Origin of the sequence: Cohnella xylanilytica, assembly GCF_014212175.1 — a bacterium.
GTDB lineage: Bacteria > Bacillota > Bacilli > Paenibacillales > Paenibacillaceae > Cohnella > Cohnella xylanilytica.
The window spans coordinates 40,222-60,761 of the sequence record NZ_JACJVR010000018.1 but is presented as its reverse complement, the minus strand read 5'-3'; the positions used below and the strand labels follow the sequence as shown (position 1 = coordinate 60,761).

The window sequence follows — 20,540 nt, the reverse complement described above, 5'->3', positions numbered from 1 at the left end:
TTCCGTATTCTCTTGTAACGGCTCGGAGAATAATGTTAATCTAAGGACAGCCGTCACAGGCAACGGGGGTTGGATGACATGCAAATGGTTCAGGTCGTATTTCTGACGGTAATGGTATTCTTCGTGCTCGTCACGATTCACGAATTCGGACATTACTATTTCGCGCGCCGCGCGGGCATCCTCGTGCGAGAGTTCGCGATCGGCTTCGGACCGAAGCTGTTCTCGATCAAGCGGGGCGAGACTCGATATACGCTGCGCCTGCTTCCCGCCGGGGGCTTCGTCCGCATGGCCGGCGAGGACCCGGAAGTGGTGGAGATGCAGCCGGGCCAGACGGTCGGCGTGCGGATCAAGGACGGCAAAGTGACGCGCTTCTATCTCGACCGGCTGGACGAGCGTACGAACGTTCTGCTAGGCGAAGTGAAGGCGCTGGACCTCGACCGGGCGCTGTTCATCGCGCTCGACGTGGACGGCGACATCCAGCGGTACGACGTGCATCCGCAGGCCCTGATCGTCGCGAGGGGCCAGGAGACGCAGATCGCCCCGATCGACCGCCAGTTCGGCGGCGTCTCCACCGGCCGGCGCGCCATGGCGATTTTCGCGGGACCGATGATGAACTTCATCCTCGCGTTTTTCCTGTTTATTTTCTACATTCAGCTGTCCGGCGTCCCCGTCGAGAATTCCTCCAAGGTGTTCGTCGGCGTGATCGAGTCCGGCAAGGCGGCCTCCCAGGCGGGCATTCAGAAGGGAGACTGGATCAAGTCGGTGAACGGAGATCCGATCGGCGGGGACAGCGATCTGCTCGTGACCAAGATTCAGGCGTCGGCGGGCAAGCCGATGAAGTGGGTCGTCGAACGGGACGGCCAAGAGCTCGAGATCGCCGTCACTCCGGACAAGACGACGGGCAAGGTCGGCGTATCGCTGCGGCCCGAGATGAGGACGCCGGGCTTCGCGGAGACGCTGAAGTTCGGCGGCACGTCGATGGTCGATACGACGAAGAACATCTTCGAGAGCTTCCGCAAGCTGATCTTCGGGGAGTTCAAGCTGGACGACCTGAGCGGACCGGTGCGCACGGCGCAGATGACGGGCGAGATCGCCCAGCAGGGGTTCCCGCAGCTGACGCTATGGGCGGCCATCCTGAGCCTCTATCTCGGCATCTTCAACCTGCTGCCGATTCCCGCGCTCGACGGCAGCCGGCTCATCTTCATCGGGCTGGAGGCCGTCCGCGGCAAGCCGGTCGATCCGAACCGGGAGAGCATGGTGCACTTCATCGGATTCGCCATGCTGATGCTCCTGATGGTCGTCGTCACGTATAACGATATTTTGCGATTGGTCAAAAATTAAGCCGTTGTCAGGGGTTGGGGATCCGTCATGTCGAAGGACAAAGCGTTTGTAACCGAAATTACGCCGCAAGGCGAAGACTTCTCGCGTTGGTATATCGACGTCATCAAGAAGGCCGAGCTGATGGACTATTCGCCGGTCCGCGGCTGCATCGTGTTCCGCCCGGACGGCTACGAGCTGTGGGAGAACATCCAGCGCCAGCTCGACCAGCGGTTCAAGGATACGGGCCACCGCAACGCCTACTTCCCGCTGTTCATCCCGGAGAGCTTCTTCCAGAAGGAGAAGGAGCACGTCGAAGGGTTCAACCCCGAGCTTCCGTTCGTGACCGAAGCGGGCGGCGAACCGCTCGAGGAGAAGCTGGCGATCCGTCCGACGTCGGAGACGATGTTCGGCCACATGTACGCGAAGTGGATCAATTCGTACCGCGATCTGCCGCTGCTCATCAACCAATGGGCGAACGTCGTCCGTTGGGAGAAGCGGACGCTGCCGTTCCTGCGCACGAGCGAATTCCTCTGGCAGGAAGGCCACACCGCCCACGAGGACGAGGCGGACGCCCGCCGCGAGACGATGCAGATGCTGGACGTCTATACGGAATTCGCCGAGAACGTGCTCGCCATCCCGGTCATCCGCGGCCAGAAGACGCCGTCGGAGAAGTTCGCGGGAGCGGTCGACACGTATTCCATCGAAGCGATGATGAAGGACGGACGCGCCGTGCAAGCGGGAACGTCCCACTATCTGGGCACGAACTTCGCCGTCGCCTTCGACATCAAGTACTTGAGCCGGGAAAACACGCAGGAATATTGCCACACCACTTCGTGGGGCGTGAGCACCCGGCTGATCGGCGCCTTGATCATGGTGCACGGCGACGACCGCGGCCTCGTTATGCCGCCGAAGGTCGCGCCGACGCAGGTGATCATGATCCCGATCGGCCCGCCGAAGACCCGCGAGCAGGTGATCGCGAAGACCGACGAGCTGTTCGCCCAGCTGAAGGCCGCGGGCGTGCGCGTCCGCGTCGACGACCGTTCCGACGTGTCGCCGGGCTGGAAGTTCAACGAGTACGAGATGCGCGGCATTCCGGTTCGGCTGGAGCTCGGTCCGCGCGACCTGGAGAACGGCGTCTGCGTGCTCGTCTCCCGCGTGACGGGCGAGAAGAAGCAGGTGCCTCTCGACAACCTGGTCGAGGAAGTTCAAGCGATGCTGGACGAGGTGCATCGCCAGATGTACGAACGCGCGCTGCAGTTCCGCGAGGAGCACTTCTTCTCCGTCGAGACGCTGGACGAGCTGAAGACGTCGCTCGAGGAGAAGCGCGGCTTCGCGCTCGCCGGCTGGTGCGGCTCCGACGCCTGCGAGAAGCAGGTGAAGGACGAGACGGGCGCGACAAGCCGGAACATTCCGTTCGAGCCGGCCGAGACGAAGACGAAGTGCCTCGTCTGCGGCGACGATTCCAAGCATACGGTCGTGTTCGCGAGGGCGTATTGATCGGATTCGGCATCGGAGCTTCATAGATTGGCCACGAGGAACCGCCGCGGCGACGCGGCGGTTTTTGGCATTCAAGGAAGCAAATCTTCTGTCGGCATTGAGGTTTGACAGAGTTCTTGAAAAAAAGCAATAACGGAAGGAGGAGAGGCGGGGGAGAGACGGTATTGTCGAATATCTTCCGGTATCTTCGACGAGGGGCCCCCCCGTTGCGATTCCCTCTCGTCCACGGTACAATCTCCCTGACAAGAACGGCGGTCGAGATCGCGCCCCGGCAGCGGGAGGCAAGCGATTCGAATGACGGAATCGGAGGAATCGATCATGACGGACAACGACATCCCTTTCCGCAGGCTGCTTCGGCAGCGGATCGCGGAGGAAGCGAGATTCGACAAGCCGGAGGACGTCGTCCGGCATCTGGGCGCGGTGCAGGCGCAGGATTACCACCAGGCGGTATGGGCGATCGCCTCGCGAACGATCCATGCTAGGCTGGCGGAGGTCGAGCGGGCGATCGAAGAGCGGCGAATCGTCCTCTCTTGGCCGATGAGAGGCACGATCCACGCCGTTCCCGCGGAAGGGCTGAGAAGCATGCTGCGGCTGCTGGCGCCGCGCAGGCTGGCGCAGGACAAGCGCCGGATGGAGCAATTGGAGCTCAGCGAAGCCATCGTGGAGAGGTGCTCCCGGCTCGTCCAAGATGCGCTTGGCGGCGGCAAGCGGATCGCTCGCGACGATCTGATGCGGTCGTTCGAGGAGGCCGGAATCGGAACGGCGGGCCAGCGGGGCTATCACCTGATCTGGCGTCTGGCTCAGGCCGGCATCCTGTGCATCGGGCCGAGGGAAGGGAAGCAGCAGACGTTCGTGCTGGCGGACGAATGGCTGCCTCCGGAAGAGAGCGAACCGGCGAAGGAGGAAGCGCTGGCGCGTCTGGCGATTCGCTACTTCGAAGGGCACGGTCCGGCGACGGACCGGGATTTCGCCTGGTGGACGGGCCTTACGCTGACCGAAGCCCGGCAAGCCGTCGAAGCTGCCCGGGACCGCTTAATCCCGAACAAGCAAGGAAGCCGGGAGTTCTGGGAGACGGCGGAGCCGGCAAGCGCAGGGCGGACAGACGCCAAGGAGAAGCTCGAAGACTCCGTCTATCTGCTGGCCGGCTTCGACGAATATTTGCTAGGCTACGCGGACCGGAGCGACGTGCTACCTGAAGCCGTCTTCCCCTATGTCGTTCCCGGCAACAACGGGGTCTTCATGCCGTTGGTCGTCATCGGCGGCCGGATCGCCGGCCTCTGGAAGCGCAAGCCGAAGGCGAGAAGCATCGACTTCGAGTTCCGGCTGGCCGGCCCGGCGGAGCCGTACAGAGACCGGCTGCTCCGGGAGGCGGAGCGGTACTGCGCGTTCCATGGGTTGGCGCTCGGCCAAGCGGAATTCCGCTCGCTGGAGGGGACGCGTTAGCCGCTCCCGCCGACGTTATTACTCGGAGGCTATCGAATCGGCGCCAAATCGGCCGTCGCCGATCCGGTCAGAGAACCAGGACGCGCCTGTCGATCATTGTCTATTGATGGTTGTTGAGAGAAAAGGTAGAATAGCTAATAGCGATTTGCGCAGCTTCCGGCTTAATGACGATCCGGGCCGCCTACAGGGCGCGGATTCCATTTGCGCGGGGGCTTTTGTTTTGCATGGGGAATGACGCGAGGAGGGACGAACGATGCAACAGACGGCGGATCGAAGGCAACGGTTCGAGCTGCTGCTTCAGCAGGCCGGGGTGTCCGGGGACGGAGCGGACGCTTACTTTCGCGACGGATACATAGAGAAGGTGGAAGTGAGCCGATCGAAGAAGGAATGGCATTTCCACCTGGTCAAAAGCACGCTTCTGCCCGCGCCCGTCTACGCGAGCTTCGTGGAGAGGGTGAAGGCCAAGCTCGGCCATCTGGCCGCTATCGCCGTCACGCTCCGCTATGAGGACGCGGTCGCGACGGAAGCGATTCTGACGGAGTATTGGCCGTTGTTCGTGCAATGGATGCAGGCCGAATTCGCGTCCGTGAACGGGTGGCTGGCCAAGGGCCGAATCGACGTGCAGGGCGACGCCTTGACGCTGACCCTGCTCGACAAGGCCGGCCTCGAGCTGGCGAAGCGCAAGAGCGTCGATACGCACGCGGCTTCGTTCTTCGAGGCGCGGTTCGGCCGTCCGTGCCGGGTGAAGCTGACGGTCGGCGAATCGAGGCAGGACGCGTACGAGGAGTTCGCCCAGAAGATCCAGAAGGAAGAGTCGGAGCACATCCAGCAGCTGATGGCCAACAGCTATCGCGAGGAGCCGCCCGCGTCGGCGGACGGGGAAGCGCCCCAAGTGCTGCAGCACGGTTACGACATCAAGGAAGACGCCGTGCCGATTCAGGAGATCAAGGAAGAAGAGAAGAAGATCACCGTCCAGGGCACGGTGTTCGGGCTCGAAGTGAAGGAGCTGCGCACGGGCAGCACGCTGTTCACGTTCAACGTCACCGACTACACCGATTCGATCTCGGTCAAGATGTTCGCGAAGAACAAGGAAGACGTCAAGACGCTGAGCCTGATCGCGAACGGCAAGTGGCTCAAGCTGCGCGGCCGCGTCGAGTACGACCGGTTCATGAACCCGCCGGAGCTGGTCATGATGCCGAGCGACCTGCGCGAGATCCAGCCGCGGCCTCCGCGCAAGGACGAGGCGGAGGAGAAGCGGGTCGAATTCCACCTGCACACGACGATGAGCACGATGGACGCGGTCACGCCGGTCGACGTCTACGTCAAGACGGCCGCCAAGTGGGGGCACAAGGCGATCGCCGTCACCGACCACGCCAACGTCCAATGCTTCCCGGACGCGGCGAAGGCCGGGAAGAAGAACGGGATCAAGATCATGTACGGCGTCGAGGCGAACGTCGTGAACGATTCCGTGCCGATGGTGCTGAACCCGCGGGAGGAATCGCTCGAAGAAGCGACTTACGTCGTGTTCGACATCGAGACGACGGGCCTCTCCGTCACGGCGAACAAGATCATTGAGCTGGCGGGCGTGAAGATGCAGGGCGGCAAGGAGATCGGACGCTTCGCTACGTTCATCAACCCGCACGAGCCGATTCCGTACAACATTCAACAGCTGACGAACATTAACGACGACATGGTGAAGGACGCGCCGGAGCTCGAGCCGAAGCTGAAGGAATTCATCGAGTTCGCCGGGGACGCCGTGCTCGTCGCGCACAACGCGCGGTTCGATATCGGATTCATGCAGGAGGCGTGCAAGCGGCACGGGTTGCCGCCGTTCGAGAATCCGGTGCTCGATACGCTCGAGCTGGCCCGGTTCCTGCATCCGACGATGAAGAACCACCGGCTCAACACGCTGTCCGACCTGTACAAGGTCAGCCTGGAGAGCCACCACCGCGCCATCGACGATACGGTCGCCCTGGCCGGCGTGCTGAACGGCCTGATCAAGGACGCGGCCGGCCGCAACGTGAACCGGCTGGATCAGCTCAATTCCGTCAACGGCAACAGCTGGAAGACGACGAGGCCGTTCCACTGCGGCATCTACGCGCTTAACGCGGTCGGCAAGAAGAACTTGTACAAGCTGGTCTCGCTGTCCCACACGGACTATTTTCACCGGGTCGCCTGCATTCCGAGAAGCAAGCTGATCGAGATGCGCGAAGGGCTGCTCGTCATCTCCGGCTGCGAGAAGGGCGAGCTGTTCGAGACCGTGCTCAACAAGTCGGAGGAGGAAGCCGAGGAAGTGGCGGAATTCTACGACGTGCTCGAGATTCAGCCTATCGACTTCTACCTGCATCTGCTCGACAAGGGGCTCGTCGGAAGCCGGGCGGAGCTGGAGGAAGCGCTGCGCAAGATCGTGCGGATCGCGGACAAGCAGGGCAAGCCGGTCATCGCTACCGGCAACGTTCATTACCTCGAGCCGAGGGACAAGCTGTTCCGCGACATCACGATCCACGGCATCACCGGCTTCAGCCCGCTGAAGGACCAGCGCAAGCCGGACGCCCACTTCCGTACGACGCCCGAGATGCTCGAGGCGTTCGCCTTCCTCGGCAAGGAGAAGGCGTACGAGGTCGTCGTCAAGAACACGAACGAGCTCGCCGACCGCTTCGAGGAGATCGAGCTGTTCCCGGACAAGCTGTTCACGCCGATCATCGAAGGGGCCGAAGAAGAGATCCGCAACACGTGCTACGAGACGGCCAAGTCGATGTACGGCGATCCGCTGCCGGACGTCGTCGTCCAGCGGCTGGAGAAGGAGCTCGTGCCGATCATCAAATACGGCTTCTCGGCGAACTACCTGATCTCCGAGCGGCTCGTCAAGAAGTCGAACGCGGACGGCTACCTCGTCGGTTCCCGGGGATCGGTCGGCTCGTCCGTCGTCGCGACGTTCCTCGGCATCTCCGAGGTCAACCCGCTGCCCGCCCACTACCTGTGCCGCAACCCCGAGTGCAAGCACAGCGAATGGATTCTCGACGGCAGCGTGCCGAGCGGCTTCGACCTGCCGGACAAGGCGTGCCCGAACTGCGGGACGATCATGAAGGGCGAGGGCCAGGACATCCCGTTCGAGACGTTCCTCGGGTTCAAGGGAGACAAGGTTCCCGATATCGACTTGAACTTCTCGGGCGAATACCAGCCGCACGCGCACAACTTCACGAAGGTCATGTTCGGAGAGAAAAACGTGTTCCGCGCCGGGACGATCGGCACGGTCGCGGAGAAGACGGCGTTCGGCTTCGCGAAGAAATACGAGGAAGAGCACGGCAAGTCGTGGCGGGGCGCGGAGCTGAACCGGCTGGCGGCCGGCTGTACCGGCGTCAAGCGCAGCACCGGCCAGCACCCGGGCGGCATCGTCGTCGTGCCGGACTATATCGAGGTCGAGGACATTACGCCGGTGCAGTACCCGGCGGACGACACGAGCGCCGATTGGAAGACGACCCACTTCGATTACCACGCCTTCGACGCGAACCTGCTCAAGCTCGATATTCTGGGGCACGACGATCCGACGATGATGCGGATGCTGCAGGACTTGACCGGCGTCGACCCGACGACGATTCCGATGAACGACCCGAAGGTGATGAGCCTGTTCAGCTCGGTCGACGCGCTCGGCGTGACGCCGGAGCAGATCCGCTCGAGCGTCGCTACCTACGGCGTCCCCGAGATGGGCACGCGGTTCGTCCGCCAGATGCTCGAAGAGACGAAGCCGTCCTCGTTCGCCGACCTGCTGCAGATCTCGGGCCTGTCCCACGGAACGGGCGTCTGGCTCGGCAACGCGCAGGAGCTGATCAAGAACGGAACGTGCACGATCAAGACCGTGATCGGCTGCCGCGACGACATTATGCTGTACCTGATTTACAAGGCGGGCATGGACGCGTCGCTGGCGTTCAAGATCACCGAGAGCGTGCGGAAGGGCAAGGGGCTCACGCCCGAGTGGATCGAAGAGATGAAGCGGTGCGGCGTTCCGCAATGGTACATCGACTCCTGCCTGCGCATCGAGTACATGTTCCCGAAGGCGCACGCCGCCGCCTACGTCATCTCCGCGGTCCGGACGGCCTTCTTCAAACTCTATTATCCGATCGAATATTACGCGACGTACTTCTCGGTGCGCGCGGCCGACTTCGACGTCGAGCTGTTCTGCCAAGGCTACGACGCGATTCTCAAGATGATCAACGAGATCGAGGCGAAGGGCTTCCAGGCGACGACCAAGGAGAAAAACATGATCTCCATTCTCGAGATGGGGCTCGAGATGACGGCCCGCGGCTTCCGCTTCAAGCCGATCGACCTGTACCGGTCCGACGCGACCCGCTTCATCATCGACGGCGACGCGCTTATTCCTCCGTTCTCGGCCGTCGCCGGCATCGGGGAGAACGCCGCGAAGAACATCGCCGCCTCGCGCGAGGACGGGGAGTATCTCTCGGTGGAAGACTTCCAGCAGCGCTCGAAGGCGAGCAAGACGATCGTCGAGCTTCTCTCCGGCATGGGCTGCTTCCGGGGACTGCCCGAATCGAACCAGCTATCGCTGTTCTGACGGGCTTCGCGCGGAAAAATCCGGTTGCTAACGGAATGAAGGTTATGGTATATTAATTCTGGTAATCATGTGGATATCACTGTCTGCAGAAGAGTGGGGAAACCCACTCTTTCCGTTTTGCCATGGGCCTTTTCGGGTTACGGCGGCGTCTGCGGCGATCCATTTGAAGCAATCGGGAGGTCATGATTTGAGCGCACCGAAAATCAAATCCATCGTGGAATCCTTCATTACGCCCTACCTGGACGAGAACGGATTCCAGCTCGTGGACGTGGAGTACGTGAAGGAAGGGAGCAACTGGTTCCTCCGAATATACGTCGACAGGGAAGGCGGCATCGACATCGACGATTGCGGCCGCATCTCCGAATTCGTCAGCGCCAAGCTGGACGAACTCGACCCCATTCCCGACGCGTACTTCCTGGAAGTCAGCTCCCCCGGAGCGGAGCGCCCGCTGAAGAGAGCGGAGGACGTCGCGAAGGCGGTCGGCAAGCACGTGTTCGTCACGACTTACGAGCCGGTCGACGGCGCGAAGGAATTCGAAGGAAGACTGGACAGTTTCGACGGAAGCGAGATCGTGATGACGGTCGGCCGCCGCAAACATGCCATCCCTTACGATAAAGTGGCCTCTGCCCGTTTGGCCATCGTTTTCTAATATTCGAGAGGAGGAATCATAGTCCCATGAGCATGGAGTTTATCGAAGCGCTGTCCGAAATCGAGCGAGAGAAGGGCATTGCGAAGGATGTCCTGATCGAAGCCATCGAAGCGGCCCTGATCTCCAGCTACAAGCGCAATTTCAATACGGCCCAGAACGTCCGCGTCGACATCAACCGGACGACGGGGCTGATCAAGGTGTACGCCCGCAAGACGGTCGTCGAGGAAGTGCTCGACCCGCGCATGGAGATCTCCCTGGAAGCGGCGCGAGGCATCAATCCGCATTATCAGCTCGAGGACATCGCCGAGATCGAAGTGACTCCGCGCGACTTCGGCCGGATCGCCGCCCAGACGGCCAAGCAGGTCGTCACCCAGCGGATCCGCGAGGCCGAACGAGGACTTATCTACAACGCTTACGTCGACAAGGAACAGGACATCGTAACCGGCATCATCCAGCGGGTGGACCAGCGGAACCTGTACATCGACCTTGGCAAGGTCGAGGCGGCGCTTCCGCTGACGGAGCTCATGCCGACCGACAAGTTCAAGCAAGGCGACCGCGTCAAGTCGTACATCACCAAGGTCGAGAACACGAGCAAAGGGCCGCAGATCATTCTGTCCCGGACGCATCCGGGCCTCTTGAAGCGGCTGTTCGAGCTCGAGGTTCCCGAGATCTTCGACGGCACGGTCGAGATCCGCTCGGTCGCGCGCGAAGCCGGCTTCCGCTCGAAGATCGCCGTCCATTCGCGCAACGACGAAGTCGATCCGATCGGCTCCTGCGTCGGCCCGAAGGGCGTCCGCGTGCAGACGATCGTGACCGAGCTGAAGGGCGAGAAGATCGACATCGTGCGGTGGTCCGACTCCGTGGAGGAATACGTCGCGAACGCGCTTAGCCCGTCCAAGGTGCTCGAGGTCATCGTCTTCGAAGCGGAGAAGATGGCGCGCGTCATCGTGCCGGATTACCAGCTGTCGCTGGCCATCGGCATCAAGGGCCAGAACGCGCGGCTCGCCGCGAAGCTGACCGGCTGGAAGATCGACATCAAGAGCGAGACGCAGGCGGAGCAGGAGTACGGCCGTCCGCGGACGACGTCCGGCGCCGTCATGCATCAGGACAGCGTGACGATCGACTGAGCCGCGCGGCCGCCCGGGCTTGGCGGCGAATCCATTTCAAGGCGAGGGGGAGAGGAACCTTGAAACCGAGAAAAATTCCGCAGCGCAAATGCGTCGCGTGCCAGGAAATGATGCCCAAGAAGGAACTGATCCGCATCGTCCGCTCGCCGCAAGGGGACATCCAAATCGACTTGACGGGCAAGAAGCCGGGGCGCGGAGCCTATCTGTGCGGCAAAACCTCCTGCTTCAAGCTGGCCAAGAAGTCCAAGGCGTTCGAGAGGGCTCTCAAGACCCCGGTGTCCGCGGACATCTACGACCGGCTGGAAGCGGATTTCATAAAAGTGGAAGACGAGTTCATCGCGAACAAGGAGAACGTTCCAGACGATGACGACGACGAATAAGGCTCTGTCCCGGCTGGGGCTCGCGATGCGGGCGGGGAAGCTGGTCTCCGGCGAGGAGCTGGTGCTCAAGGCGATCCGTTCCGGCGAAGCGAAGCTGGTGCTCTTGGCGGAGGACGCCTCGGAGGGCACCCGCAAGAAGGTCGCGGACAAATGCGGGAGCTATGGCGTGGAGCTGTTGATCGGGTTTACCCGATTCGAATTGGGGGGAGCCGCGGGCAAACCCGAGCGGGTGCTGTTTGCCGTGACGGACCGAGGATTCGCGGACATGATTCGAAGCGGTTGGGTTCAACATTCGGAGGTGGAGAATATTGAGTAAACAAGATACGAACGGCAACAAGGATAAGCTGCGCGTGTACGAGTACGCGAAGCAGCTCAACATGAGCAGCAAGGAAGTACAGAAGATTCTGGAGCGGGTCGGTAAGCCCGTCAACAATCATATGAGCGTCATGGAAGACGGCATGGTCAGCGCAGTGGAGAAGTTCTTCCGCGACGTCAAGGCGAACGCGGCGGCCAAGATGGCGCAGAGCGGCGCCAAGCAGGGCGGCGGCGACCGCCGTCCGGCCGGAGAGGCGCAGCAGGGCTCGTCCGGGGGACAGGGCCAGGCTTCGCATAGGCAAGGCCAAGGCTCCGGCGCTCCGTCGGGACGCCGTTCGGACGAAGCGTCCGTCGCTTCGCGTCCGGCGGCACCGGCTCCGAGCGCTCCGCAGCCTGCCGCGGCTCCGGCGTCCGAACAAGCGGCTTCTTCCGGCGAGCGTTCGCAGGGCCAAGGCGGCCAAGGCGACCGTCCGCAGGGCGGCCAAGGCGACCGTCCGCAGGGCGGCCAAGGCGGCGGCCAGGGCGGCAACCGCGGGGATCGCCCGCAAGGCGGCCAGGGCGGCGGCAACCGCGGCGATCGTCCGCAGGGCGGCCAAGGCGGCTATGGCAGCAACCGCGGCGATCGTCCGCAGGGCCAAGGCGGCTACGGCGGCAATCGCGGGGATCGTCCGCAGGGCGGCCAGGGCGGCGGCAACCGCGGGGATCGTCCGCAAGGCCAGGGCGGTCAAGGCGGCTACGGCGGCAACCGTCCGCAGGGTCAAGGCGGTCAGGGCGGCTACGGCGGCAACCGTCCGCAAGGCCAGGGCGGTCAGGGCGGCTACGGCGGCAACCGTCCGCAGGGCCAGGGCGGTCAAGGCGGCTACGGCGGCAACCGTCCGCAGGGGCAAGGCGGCGGCTACGGCGGCAATCGTCCGCAAGGCCAGGGCGGGTTCGGCGGCGGCCGTCCGCAAGGCCAAGGCGGGTTCGGCGGCGCTCCGCGTCCCGCGATCCCGGCGGCTCCGGCGCCTGCAGCGGCCGGACGCGGCGCGGGCCGTCCCGGCGGCAGACCCGAAGGCAAGGGCCGCGACGACTTCAACCGGAACGGCGGTCCGGGCGGCAAGGGCCGCAAGGACGACTTCGGCAAGCGGTTCGAGGAAGGCCGCGGCGGCTCGCGTCCGAAGGGCAAGGGCGGCAAGAACGCGAAGGGCCGGAACAACCAGCCTCCGCGCGAGAAGATCGACAACACGCCGAAGAAGGTTATCGTCCGCGGCGAGATGACGGTCGGCGAACTCGCGAAGCTGCTCCACAAGGACGCTTCCGAGGTCATCAAGAAGCTGCTCATGATGGGCGTCATGGCGACGATCAACCAGGATCTCGACCTCGACACCGTCCTGCTCGTCGCCGGCGAATTCGGCGTCGAGACCGAAGTGAAGATCGTGGTCGAAGACACCAACTTCGAGACGATCGAAGAGAACGACGATCCGGACGCTCTCATCACGCGCCCGGCCGTCGTAACGATCATGGGCCACGTCGACCACGGGAAGACGACGCTGCTCGACGCCATCCGCGAGACGCAGGTGGCGAGCGGGGAAGCGGGCGGCATCACCCAGCACATCGGCGCTTACCAGGTCGAAGTGCACGGACAGAAGATCACGTTCCTGGACACCCCGGGCCACGAAGCGTTCACGACGATGCGCGCCCGCGGCGCCCAGGTGACCGATATTACGATTCTCGTCGTCGCGGCCGACGACGGCGTCATGCCGCAGACGGTCGAGGCGATCAACCACGCCAAGGCGGCGAACGTGCCGATCATCGTCGCCGTCAACAAGATCGACAAGCCGGGAGCGAACCCGGACAAGGTCAAGCAAGAGCTGACCGAGTACGGCCTCGTTCAGGAATCCTGGGGCGGCGACACGATCTTCGTCGAGCTGTCCGCGAAGCAGCGCATCAACCTCGACGGCCTGCTCGAGATGATTCTGCTCGTCGCCGAAGTGAACGACTACAAGGCGAATCCGGACAAACGCGCGCGCGGCACGGTTATCGAAGCCGAGCTGGATAAGGGCAAAGGCCCGATCGCCCGCGTTCTCGTCCAGAACGGTACGCTCAAGGTCGGCGACGCCTTCGTCGCGGGCGACTGCTTCGGCCGCGTCCGCGCGATGACGAACGACCGCGGACGCCGCGTCAAGGAAGCCGGCCCGTCCACGCCGGTCGAGATTACCGGCCTGACGGAAGTGCCGCAAGCCGGCGATCCGTTCATGGTGTTCGAGGACGAGCGCAAGGCTCGCGAGATCGCCGACAAGCGGTCGATCAAGACCCGCCAGGAAGCGATGAAGTCGAACCAGAAGGTCACGCTCGACGACCTGTTCAGCAAGATCAAGGAAGGCGAGATCAAGGACCTCAACGTCATCCTGAAGGCCGACGTGCAAGGCTCGCTCGAAGCGCTCAAGGGCTCCCTCGAGAAGATCGAAGTCGAAGGCGTGCGCGTCAAGACGATCCACAGCGGCGTCGGCGCGATTACCGAGTCCGATATCTCGCTCGCCCTGGCGTCCTCCGCGATCGTCATCGGCTTCAACGTCCGCCCGGAACCGCGCGCGGCCGCGACGGCCGAGCAGGAGAAGGTCGACGTCCGCCTGCACCGCATCATCTACAAGGTGATCGAAGAGATCGAGCAAGCGATGAAGGGAATGCTCGACCCGGTCTTCAAGGAGAAGGTGATCGGCCACGCCGAGATCCGCGAGACGTTCAAGGTCAGCAAGGTCGGCACGATCGCCGGCTGCATGGTCACGGACGGCAAGGTGTCCCGCAATGCCGAAGCCCGCGTCGTACGCGCCGGCGTCGTCGTCTACGAGGGCAAGATCGACTCCCTCAAGCGCTTCAAGGATGACGCGAAGGAAGTTTCGGAAGGCTACGAATGCGGCATTACCTTGGAGAAGTACAACGATCTTCAAATCGGCGACGTGATCGAAGCCTTCGTCATGGAGTCCGTTGAGCGGTAAGCCGCAATACAGAATGAGGTGAGACCATGGCGAAATTTCGCGTCGGACGGGTCGGCGAGCAGATCAAGAAGGAGATCAGCGCCCTGATCCAGACGGAGCTCAAGGATCCGCGAATCGGCTTTATTACGGTGACCGGAGTGGACGTGACCGGCGACCTGTCGCTGGCCCGCATCTACCTGAGCATTCTCGGCAGCGAAGAGCAGAAGGAAGCGACCCTTCACGCGCTCGGAAGAGCGAAGGGCTTCCTTCGCACCGAGCTCGGCCGCCGGATGCGGCTTCGGCATACGCCCGAGATCGAATTCCGCTTCGACAGCTCCATCGAATACGGCAGCCGCATCGAGTCGCTGCTGCAGGAGATCAACCGGGGGAGCCGAAGCGAATGACGTGGGAGAAGCAGCTGGCGGAAGCGGCGGCGTTCATACGCGAGCGGGACGACTTCCTCGTCGTCTCCCACGTGCAGCCCGACGGGGACGCCATCAGCTCGACGGTGGCGACCGCGTGGCTGCTCGATAAGCTCGGCAAGAAGTACAAGATGTACAACGACGGTCCGGTTCCTTCGCGGCTCGGTTACCTCTGGAACAGCGGCGCGATCGCGACCGCGGCTTCCGGGAAGCCGCAGGCCGGCTACCGGAACGTGATCCTGGTCGACTGCGCGGACTTCGCCCGTTCGGGAGCCGCCAAGGAATGGTTCGCCGAAGGAGCGGAGCTGCTCAATATCGACCACCATCCGACGAACGACGGCTTCGGGAGCGTCAATCTTCTTCGTTCGGAAGCCGCGGCCACCGCGGAGATTTTATACGACCTGATCGGGACGTTCGGCCTTGCGCCGGACAAGGACGCGGCCACCGCGATTTATACGGGGCTTATGACCGACACGGGCGGATTCCGTTATTCGAATACGTCCCCTCACGTCATGGACGTCGCTTCCCGGCTGCTCGCGGCCGGAGCGGACGGTCCGTCTCTGGCCGAGCTTCTGCTCGAGCGCATGACGATGGGGCAGATGAGAATGCTTCAGCGGGCGCTCGCCCGCCTGGCGTTCAGCGACGACCAGCGCATCGGCTGGCTGTGGGTGACGGGAGACGACTTGAGCGAGACTGGCGCTTCGAATGAAGATCTGGAAGGACTCGTCAACTACCCGCGCAACATCGAAGGGGTGGAGGTCGGCCTTCTGTTCAAGCAGACGGCTCCCGATTCGGTCAAGGTGAGCCTCAGGTCCGCCGGACTCGTCAACGTGGCGGAAGTCGCCCAGCGCTTCGGCGGAGGCGGGCACGTCCGGGCGGCCGGCTGCCGCTTGTCCTCTCCGCTCGAGGAAGCGATCGGCCAGGTGGTCGGCGCGATCCGAGAGGCGATGGAGGAGAAGCGATGAACGGAACGGCGTTGGAAGGCGTTCTCGGCATCTGGAAGCCCGCCGGCTGGACGTCCCACGACGTCGTCGCCAAGGCGAGGCGAATCCTGAAGGTCAAGCGGATCGGCCATACGGGCACGCTCGATCCGGCCGTTACCGGCGTGCTGCCGATCTGCATCGGACGGGCTACCCGGATGGTCGAATATTTGCAGGAGATGCCCAAGACGTACGAAGCGCTGCTGCGGTTCGGCATCGCGACGGATACCGAGGACATCGGAGGCGAGGTCGTCGAGCGGCAAGACGCGTCCCACCTGACGGAAGCCGACATGCGCGCGGCGGCGCTGTCGTTCGTCGGGGACATCGAGCAGATTCCGCCGATGGTGTCCGCCGTCAAGGTGGACGGGAAGCGGCTTTACGATCTGGCCCGGCAAGGCGTGACGGTCGAGCGCAAGCCCCGGCCGGTCACCATTCACGGCATCGAGATTCTGGCGTGCGAGGCGGAGGGACCACATCCGGAGCTTCGCTTCTCGGTCACGTGCTCCAAGGGCACGTATATCCGGACGCTGTGCGTCGACATCGGGCGCAAGCTGGGCGTGCCCGCCGTCATGGCGGAGCTTGTGCGCACCGTCAGCGCCGGCCTGACGAAGGCGGACTGCCTGACGCTGGAGGAGCTGGCCGAGCTTCAGGAGCGCGGGGCGCTCGGGGAGAAGCTGCTCGAGGCCGACAAGCTGCTCGGCTTCATGCCGGCGGCGAAGGCTTCGGCCAAGGCGTCGCGGCACGCGCTGCAGGGCAAGCCTGTTCCCGCCGCCTGGCTCTCGCCGGCGCCTGACGGGACCGGACTGTGGAGGCTGTACCGCGAGGAGGACGAGGCGTTCCTCGGGCTGTTCGAGCCGGTTCCCGGCGCGGGCAGCCTGCGTCCCGTCAAGGTATTCCATCCTTCCGAAGACGCTGGCGAAGCCTGATCGCCGATCGACGATGAGAGAAGCTTGATTGCCGAAGTGATATGTGCAGGAGGACAGCAGGTGGAACGTTTCGAGATTTCGTATTCGCAGGACGAACAATCGTTCCGGATTCCCCCCGAAGCGGTTAAGCCGGGCGGCATCGCCCTGGCCATCGGGTTCTTCGACGGGGTTCATCTCGGCCATGCCGAAGTCGTTCGCAAGGCCGTGTCGCTGGCGCGAGAGCGCGGCTACACGCCGGCGGTGATGACGTTCGATCCCCATCCGCGGGTCGTGCTCGGGCACGATCAGTACCATACGGTTCTGACCCCGCTTCCGGATAAGCTGGACCGGTTCGCGGAGCTCGGCATCGAGGCCGCGTTCGTCGTCTCCTTCGACGCGGAATTCTCGCAGGTCACGGCGGAGAGATTCGTCCAGGAGCTGCTCGGGCCGCTCGGCGCGAAGGCGGCCGTCGTCGGCTTCGACTTCAAGTTCGGGCATCGCGGCCGGGGCAACCCCGAGCTTCTGCGGAGCGCGAGCGGCGGAGCGATCGACGTGCAGGTCGTCGAGCCGGTATTCCTCGGCGGCGCCAAGGTAAGCAGCACGCGAATCCGCGAGCTGCTGGCCGAGGGCCGCTGCGATCTGGCGGCGGAGCTTCTGGACCGGCCGTACGAGATCAAGGGAACGGTCATTCACGGGAAGGCGCTCGGCAGGCAGCTCGGATTCCCGACGGCCAATCTGGAGCCGGAAGCTCCTTATTGCATCCCCCGTCACGGGGTTTACGCAGTGAGGGTGAACGGAGCCGGAGCCGGCGGGGAAGAAGCCGACGGCGTCATCAACGTCGGCGTTCGTCCGACGGTCGACGCTGCCGGCGGGGAGCCGAAGCTGGAAGCCCATCTGCTGGACTTCTCGGGCGATCTGTACGGCAAGGCGCTGTCGGTTCGGTTCCTTCATTTCCTGCGTCCGGAGATGAAGTTCGGCTCGTTGGACGAGCTGATCGCCCAGATCGGAAGGGACGCCGCGCGCGCCCGCGAGCTGCTGGCGGGAGAATCTTAATTTTTGCGGACGGCGTCATTGTATCGGCACTTCATCTTATGCTATACTAATACTCGTTGCGAAGACGGCCCAGGCCGCTCTTGGCTTCATAACCTTGGCTTGGCTGTCCGCTCTCACCGGCGGCGGCGAGGCTAACGGCGATTTCCAAGTTTAAGGAGGTGAGCACGGATGGCATTGACTCAAGAACGCAAACAAGAATTGATCGAACTTCACAAGACGCATGCGACGGACACCGGATCCCCGGAAGTCCAAATTGCTATCCTGACGGAGAACGTCAACAACCTGACGGCCCACTTGCGGGAACACAAGAAGGATCATCATTCCCGCCGCGGTCTGCTCAAGATGGTCGGCCAACGCCGCAAGTTGTTGGCATACCTGAAGAACAAAGACGTTCAACGTTACAGCGCTCTGATCGAGAAGCTCGGCCTGCGCCGTTAATTCGTTGCTCATGGATAAGCAACCTGGTCGTGTCGCACGGGAACGATCCCGTAAGGCGCCGGGTTGCTTTTTCCTTAATTACGGAACCCGGCGCGTCTCCATTTGGCTTGCCTAAGAACCCGCAGGCAGGAAATAATGGGAAGAGTGTCGAAAATACATACGTCCAATCAGAGGAGGGATTATCCTTGGAACAAAGCGTTGAAATGCTGCTCGGCGGCCGCAAGTTCGTACTCGAGACCGGCCGGCTGGCCAAGCAGGCGAACGGCGCCGTCGTCGTGCGATACGGCGACACCGTCGTGCTGTCCACGGTGACGGCTTCGCCCGGCCCGAAGGACCTCGATTTTTTCCCGCTTACGGTGAACTACGAAGAACGTCTCTACGCCGTCGGCAAAATCCCCGGAGGATTCATCAAACGGGAAGGACGCCCGAGCGAGAAGGCGATTCTCGCCAGCCGTCTGACCGACCGCCCGATTCGTCCGCTGTTCCCGGAAGGATTCCGCAACGACATCCAGATCGTCAACCTCGTCATGAGCGTCGACCAGGACTGCTCGCCGGAGATCGCCGCGATGATCGGCACCTCCGCCGCCCTGTCGATCTCGAACGTTCCGTTTAACGGACCGATCGGCGGCGTCATCGTCGGCCGGGTCGACGGGCAATTTATCATCAACCCGACCGTCGAGCAGGAAGAGAAGAGCGACCTGTACGTCGTCGTCGCCGGAACCCGCGACGCGATCATGATGGTCGAAGCGGAAGCGGACGAAGTGCCGGAAGCCGACATGCTCGAAGCGATCATGTTCGGACACGAGGAGATCAAGAGGATCGTCGGCACGATCGACAAGCTCGTGGAGGCGGCCGGGCAGCCGAAGATGGAAGTCGTTCTGCACGCGGTCGATTCCGGAGTGGAAGCCGACGTCAACGCCTACGCCAAGGCGCGCCTCGTCGAAGCCGTCCGCATCCCCGAGAAGCATGCCCGCCAGGAAGCGATCGACGCCATCAACGACGAGACGGTGGAGCACTTCGCGAACGTATACGCCGAGACGCCGGAGAAGCTCGCCGACGTCAAGGAAGTGCTGTACGACATCGTCAAGAACGAAGTCCGCCGACTGATCACGCACGACAAGGTCCGTCCGGACGGCCGGAAGCTGGACGAGATTCGTCCGATCTCCGCCGACGTCTCGCTTCTCCCGCGCACCCACGGCTCCGGCTTGTTCACGCGCGGCCAGACCCAGGCGCTCAGCGTCTGTACGCTCGGCGCGCTCGGCGACGTGCAGATTCTCGACGGCATCGGCCTCGAGGAATCGAAGCGCTTCATGCATCACTACAACTTCCCGCCGTTCTCCGTCGGGGAAGCCCGTCCGCTTCGCGCGCCGGGACGCCGCGAGATCGGCCACGGCGCTCTGGGCGAACGCGCCCTGCTGAAGGTCATTCCTTCCGAGGAAGAATTCCCGTACACGATCCGCCTCGTCTCCGAGGTGCTGGAATCGAACGGTTCGACGTCCCAGGCGAGCATCTGCGCGAGCACGCTGGCGATGATGGACGCGGGCGTGCCGATCAAGGCGCCGGTAGCCGGGGTCGCCATGGGCCTCATCAAGGACGGGGACCACTTCTCCATCCTGACCGACATTCAAGGCATGGAAGACCATCTCGGCGACATGGACTTCAAGGTGGCCGGAACGTCGAAGGGCGTTACGGCGATCCAGATGGACATCAAGATCGACGGCATCGACCGCTCGATTCTGACGCAATCCCTCGAGCAGGCCCGCGAAGGCCGCATGTTCATTCTCGACAAGATGCTCGAAGTGATGAAGGAGCCCCGCAAGGAGCTTAGCCCGTACGCGCCGAAGATCGTCACGATGCGCATCCATCCGGACAAGATCCGCGACGTTATCGGCTCCGGCGGCAAGGTCATCAACAAGATCATCGAAGAGACCGGCGTCAAGATCGACATCGAGCAGGACGGCATGGTGTACATCGCTTCCTCCGACGCTGCGGCGAACGAGAAGGCCCGCTCCATCATCGAAGGCATCGTGCGCGAAGTCGTCGTCGGCGAGATCTACCTCGGCACCGTCAAGCGCATCGAGAAGTTCGGCGCGTTCGTCGAGATCTTGCCGGGCAAGGACGGGCTCGTCCATATCTCGCAGCTCGCGAACGAGCGCGTGGCGAAGGTGGAGGACGTCGTGAACATCGGCGACAAGATCCAGGTGAAGGTCACCGAGATCGACGCGATGGGCCGCGTCAACCTGTCCCGCAAGGTGCTTCTCGGAACGGAAGAAGCCGTGAAGTAAGCCTGACTGCCAACAGAAGTACCCGCGAAAAGAGACCGATTCCGTCAGTCTCTTTTTTTATTTGTCCGGATAGTCCCAATCTGCCCTTAAGTCCGGATTTGCCCATCCTTCCAATCGTCGCCCATTCGTCCGGATCGTTACCCATCCGGCCAATGCTGCCCATTCGTCCGAACCGCCGCCCGGCCGCCCGCGCGTATCGCCA

Annotated in this window: 15 protein-coding genes; all 15 read left to right on the top strand. The window is 63.1% G+C overall.

The window, feature by feature from the left end; all coding sequences use genetic code 11:
• Nucleotides 1-78: 78 nt before the first annotated feature.
• Nucleotides 79-1,341, top strand: coding sequence for an RIP metalloprotease RseP (gene rseP / locus H7B90_RS05375; protein WP_185134831.1), 1,263 nt, complete (start codon nucleotides 79-81; stop codon nucleotides 1,339-1,341).
• Nucleotides 1,342-1,368: 27 nt separating this feature from the next.
• Nucleotides 1,369-2,817 (top strand): proline--tRNA ligase, encoded by a 1,449-nt coding sequence (gene proS / locus H7B90_RS05370; protein ID WP_185134830.1) that lies wholly within the window; start codon nucleotides 1,369-1,371, stop codon nucleotides 2,815-2,817.
• Between the two features lie 294 nt (nucleotides 2,818-3,111).
• Entirely contained in the window at nucleotides 3,112-4,260 is a 1,149-nt protein-coding gene (locus tag H7B90_RS05365; protein ID WP_185134829.1) for a winged helix DNA-binding domain-containing protein, read from the top strand.
• Between the two features lie 253 nt (nucleotides 4,261-4,513).
• On the top strand, nucleotides 4,514-8,830 hold the full coding sequence (locus H7B90_RS05360; protein WP_185134828.1) for a PolC-type DNA polymerase III: 4,317 nt from the start codon (nucleotides 4,514-4,516) through the stop codon (nucleotides 8,828-8,830).
• A 187-nt stretch (nucleotides 8,831-9,017) separates the two neighbouring features.
• On the top strand, nucleotides 9,018-9,479 hold the full coding sequence (gene rimP, locus H7B90_RS05355) for a ribosome maturation factor RimP (protein ID WP_185134827.1): 462 nt from the start codon (nucleotides 9,018-9,020) through the stop codon (nucleotides 9,477-9,479).
• A 26-nt stretch (nucleotides 9,480-9,505) separates the two neighbouring features.
• Nucleotides 9,506-10,606: a transcription termination factor NusA gene (gene nusA / locus H7B90_RS05350; protein ID WP_185134826.1), complete on the top strand. Its 1,101-nt coding sequence runs from the start codon at nucleotides 9,506-9,508 to the stop codon at nucleotides 10,604-10,606.
• 59 nt (nucleotides 10,607-10,665) lie between these two features.
• Complete coding sequence (rnpM, locus tag H7B90_RS05345) at nucleotides 10,666-10,986, top strand: RNase P modulator RnpM (RefSeq protein ID WP_185134825.1); 321 nt, start codon at nucleotides 10,666-10,668, stop codon at nucleotides 10,984-10,986.
• Nucleotides 10,970-11,302, top strand: a complete 333-nt coding sequence (locus H7B90_RS05340) for a L7Ae/L30e/S12e/Gadd45 family ribosomal protein (protein WP_185134824.1) — start codon at nucleotides 10,970-10,972, stop codon at nucleotides 11,300-11,302. The genes rnpM and H7B90_RS05340 overlap by 17 nt, the downstream gene beginning before the upstream one ends.
• On the top strand, nucleotides 11,295-14,276 hold the full coding sequence (infB, locus tag H7B90_RS05335; protein ID WP_185134823.1) for a translation initiation factor IF-2: 2,982 nt from the start codon (nucleotides 11,295-11,297) through the stop codon (nucleotides 14,274-14,276). The genes H7B90_RS05340 and infB overlap by 8 nt, the downstream gene beginning before the upstream one ends.
• 26 nt (nucleotides 14,277-14,302) lie before the next feature.
• Nucleotides 14,303-14,659 carry a 30S ribosome-binding factor RbfA gene (rbfA, locus tag H7B90_RS05330; RefSeq protein ID WP_185134822.1) on the top strand — a complete coding sequence of 119 codons (357 nt, stop codon included), beginning with the start codon at nucleotides 14,303-14,305 and terminating at the stop codon, nucleotides 14,657-14,659.
• Nucleotides 14,656-15,642: a DHH family phosphoesterase gene (locus H7B90_RS05325; protein ID WP_185134821.1), complete on the top strand. Its 987-nt coding sequence runs from the start codon at nucleotides 14,656-14,658 to the stop codon at nucleotides 15,640-15,642. The genes rbfA and H7B90_RS05325 overlap by 4 nt, the downstream gene beginning before the upstream one ends.
• A complete protein-coding gene (gene truB, locus H7B90_RS05320) occupies nucleotides 15,639-16,583 on the top strand; it encodes a tRNA pseudouridine(55) synthase TruB (RefSeq protein WP_185134820.1) in 945 nt (314 codons plus the stop codon). Before H7B90_RS05325 ends, truB begins: the two co-directional genes overlap by 4 nt.
• A gap of 60 nt (nucleotides 16,584-16,643) precedes the next feature.
• Nucleotides 16,644-17,615: a bifunctional riboflavin kinase/FAD synthetase gene (locus H7B90_RS05315; protein ID WP_185134819.1), complete on the top strand. Its 972-nt coding sequence runs from the start codon at nucleotides 16,644-16,646 to the stop codon at nucleotides 17,613-17,615.
• Between the two features lie 168 nt (nucleotides 17,616-17,783).
• The gene (rpsO, locus tag H7B90_RS05310) at nucleotides 17,784-18,053 is read left to right on the top strand and encodes a 30S ribosomal protein S15 (protein ID WP_185134818.1); all 270 of its coding nucleotides are present in this window, start codon (nucleotides 17,784-17,786) and stop codon (nucleotides 18,051-18,053) included.
• A gap of 185 nt (nucleotides 18,054-18,238) precedes the next feature.
• Entirely contained in the window at nucleotides 18,239-20,338 is a 2,100-nt protein-coding gene (gene pnp, locus H7B90_RS05305; RefSeq protein WP_185134817.1) for a polyribonucleotide nucleotidyltransferase, read from the top strand.
• Nucleotides 20,339-20,540 lie beyond the last annotated feature (202 nt).

Bases quoted from the DNA above. Each gene is read 5' to 3' on its own strand.
- rseP (WP_185134831.1), top strand. From the start codon at position 79: ATGCAAATGGTTCAGGTCGTATTTCTGACGGTAATGGTATTCTTCGTG.
- proS (WP_185134830.1), top strand. From the start codon at position 1,369: ATGTCGAAGGACAAAGCGTTTGTAACCGAAATTACGCCGCAAGGCGAA.
- H7B90_RS05365 (WP_185134829.1), top strand. From the start codon at position 3,112: ATGACGGAATCGGAGGAATCGATCATGACGGACAACGACATCCCTTTC.
- H7B90_RS05360 (WP_185134828.1), top strand. From the start codon at position 4,514: ATGCAACAGACGGCGGATCGAAGGCAACGGTTCGAGCTGCTGCTTCAG.
- nusA (WP_185134826.1), top strand. From the start codon at position 9,506: ATGAGCATGGAGTTTATCGAAGCGCTGTCCGAAATCGAGCGAGAGAAG.
- H7B90_RS05340 (WP_185134824.1), top strand. From the start codon at position 10,970: ATGACGACGACGAATAAGGCTCTGTCCCGGCTGGGGCTCGCGATGCGG.
- rbfA (WP_185134822.1), top strand. From the start codon at position 14,303: ATGGCGAAATTTCGCGTCGGACGGGTCGGCGAGCAGATCAAGAAGGAG.
- H7B90_RS05325 (WP_185134821.1), top strand. From the start codon at position 14,656: ATGACGTGGGAGAAGCAGCTGGCGGAAGCGGCGGCGTTCATACGCGAG.
- truB (WP_185134820.1), top strand. From the start codon at position 15,639: ATGAACGGAACGGCGTTGGAAGGCGTTCTCGGCATCTGGAAGCCCGCC.
- rpsO (WP_185134818.1), top strand. From the start codon at position 17,784: ATGGCATTGACTCAAGAACGCAAACAAGAATTGATCGAACTTCACAAG.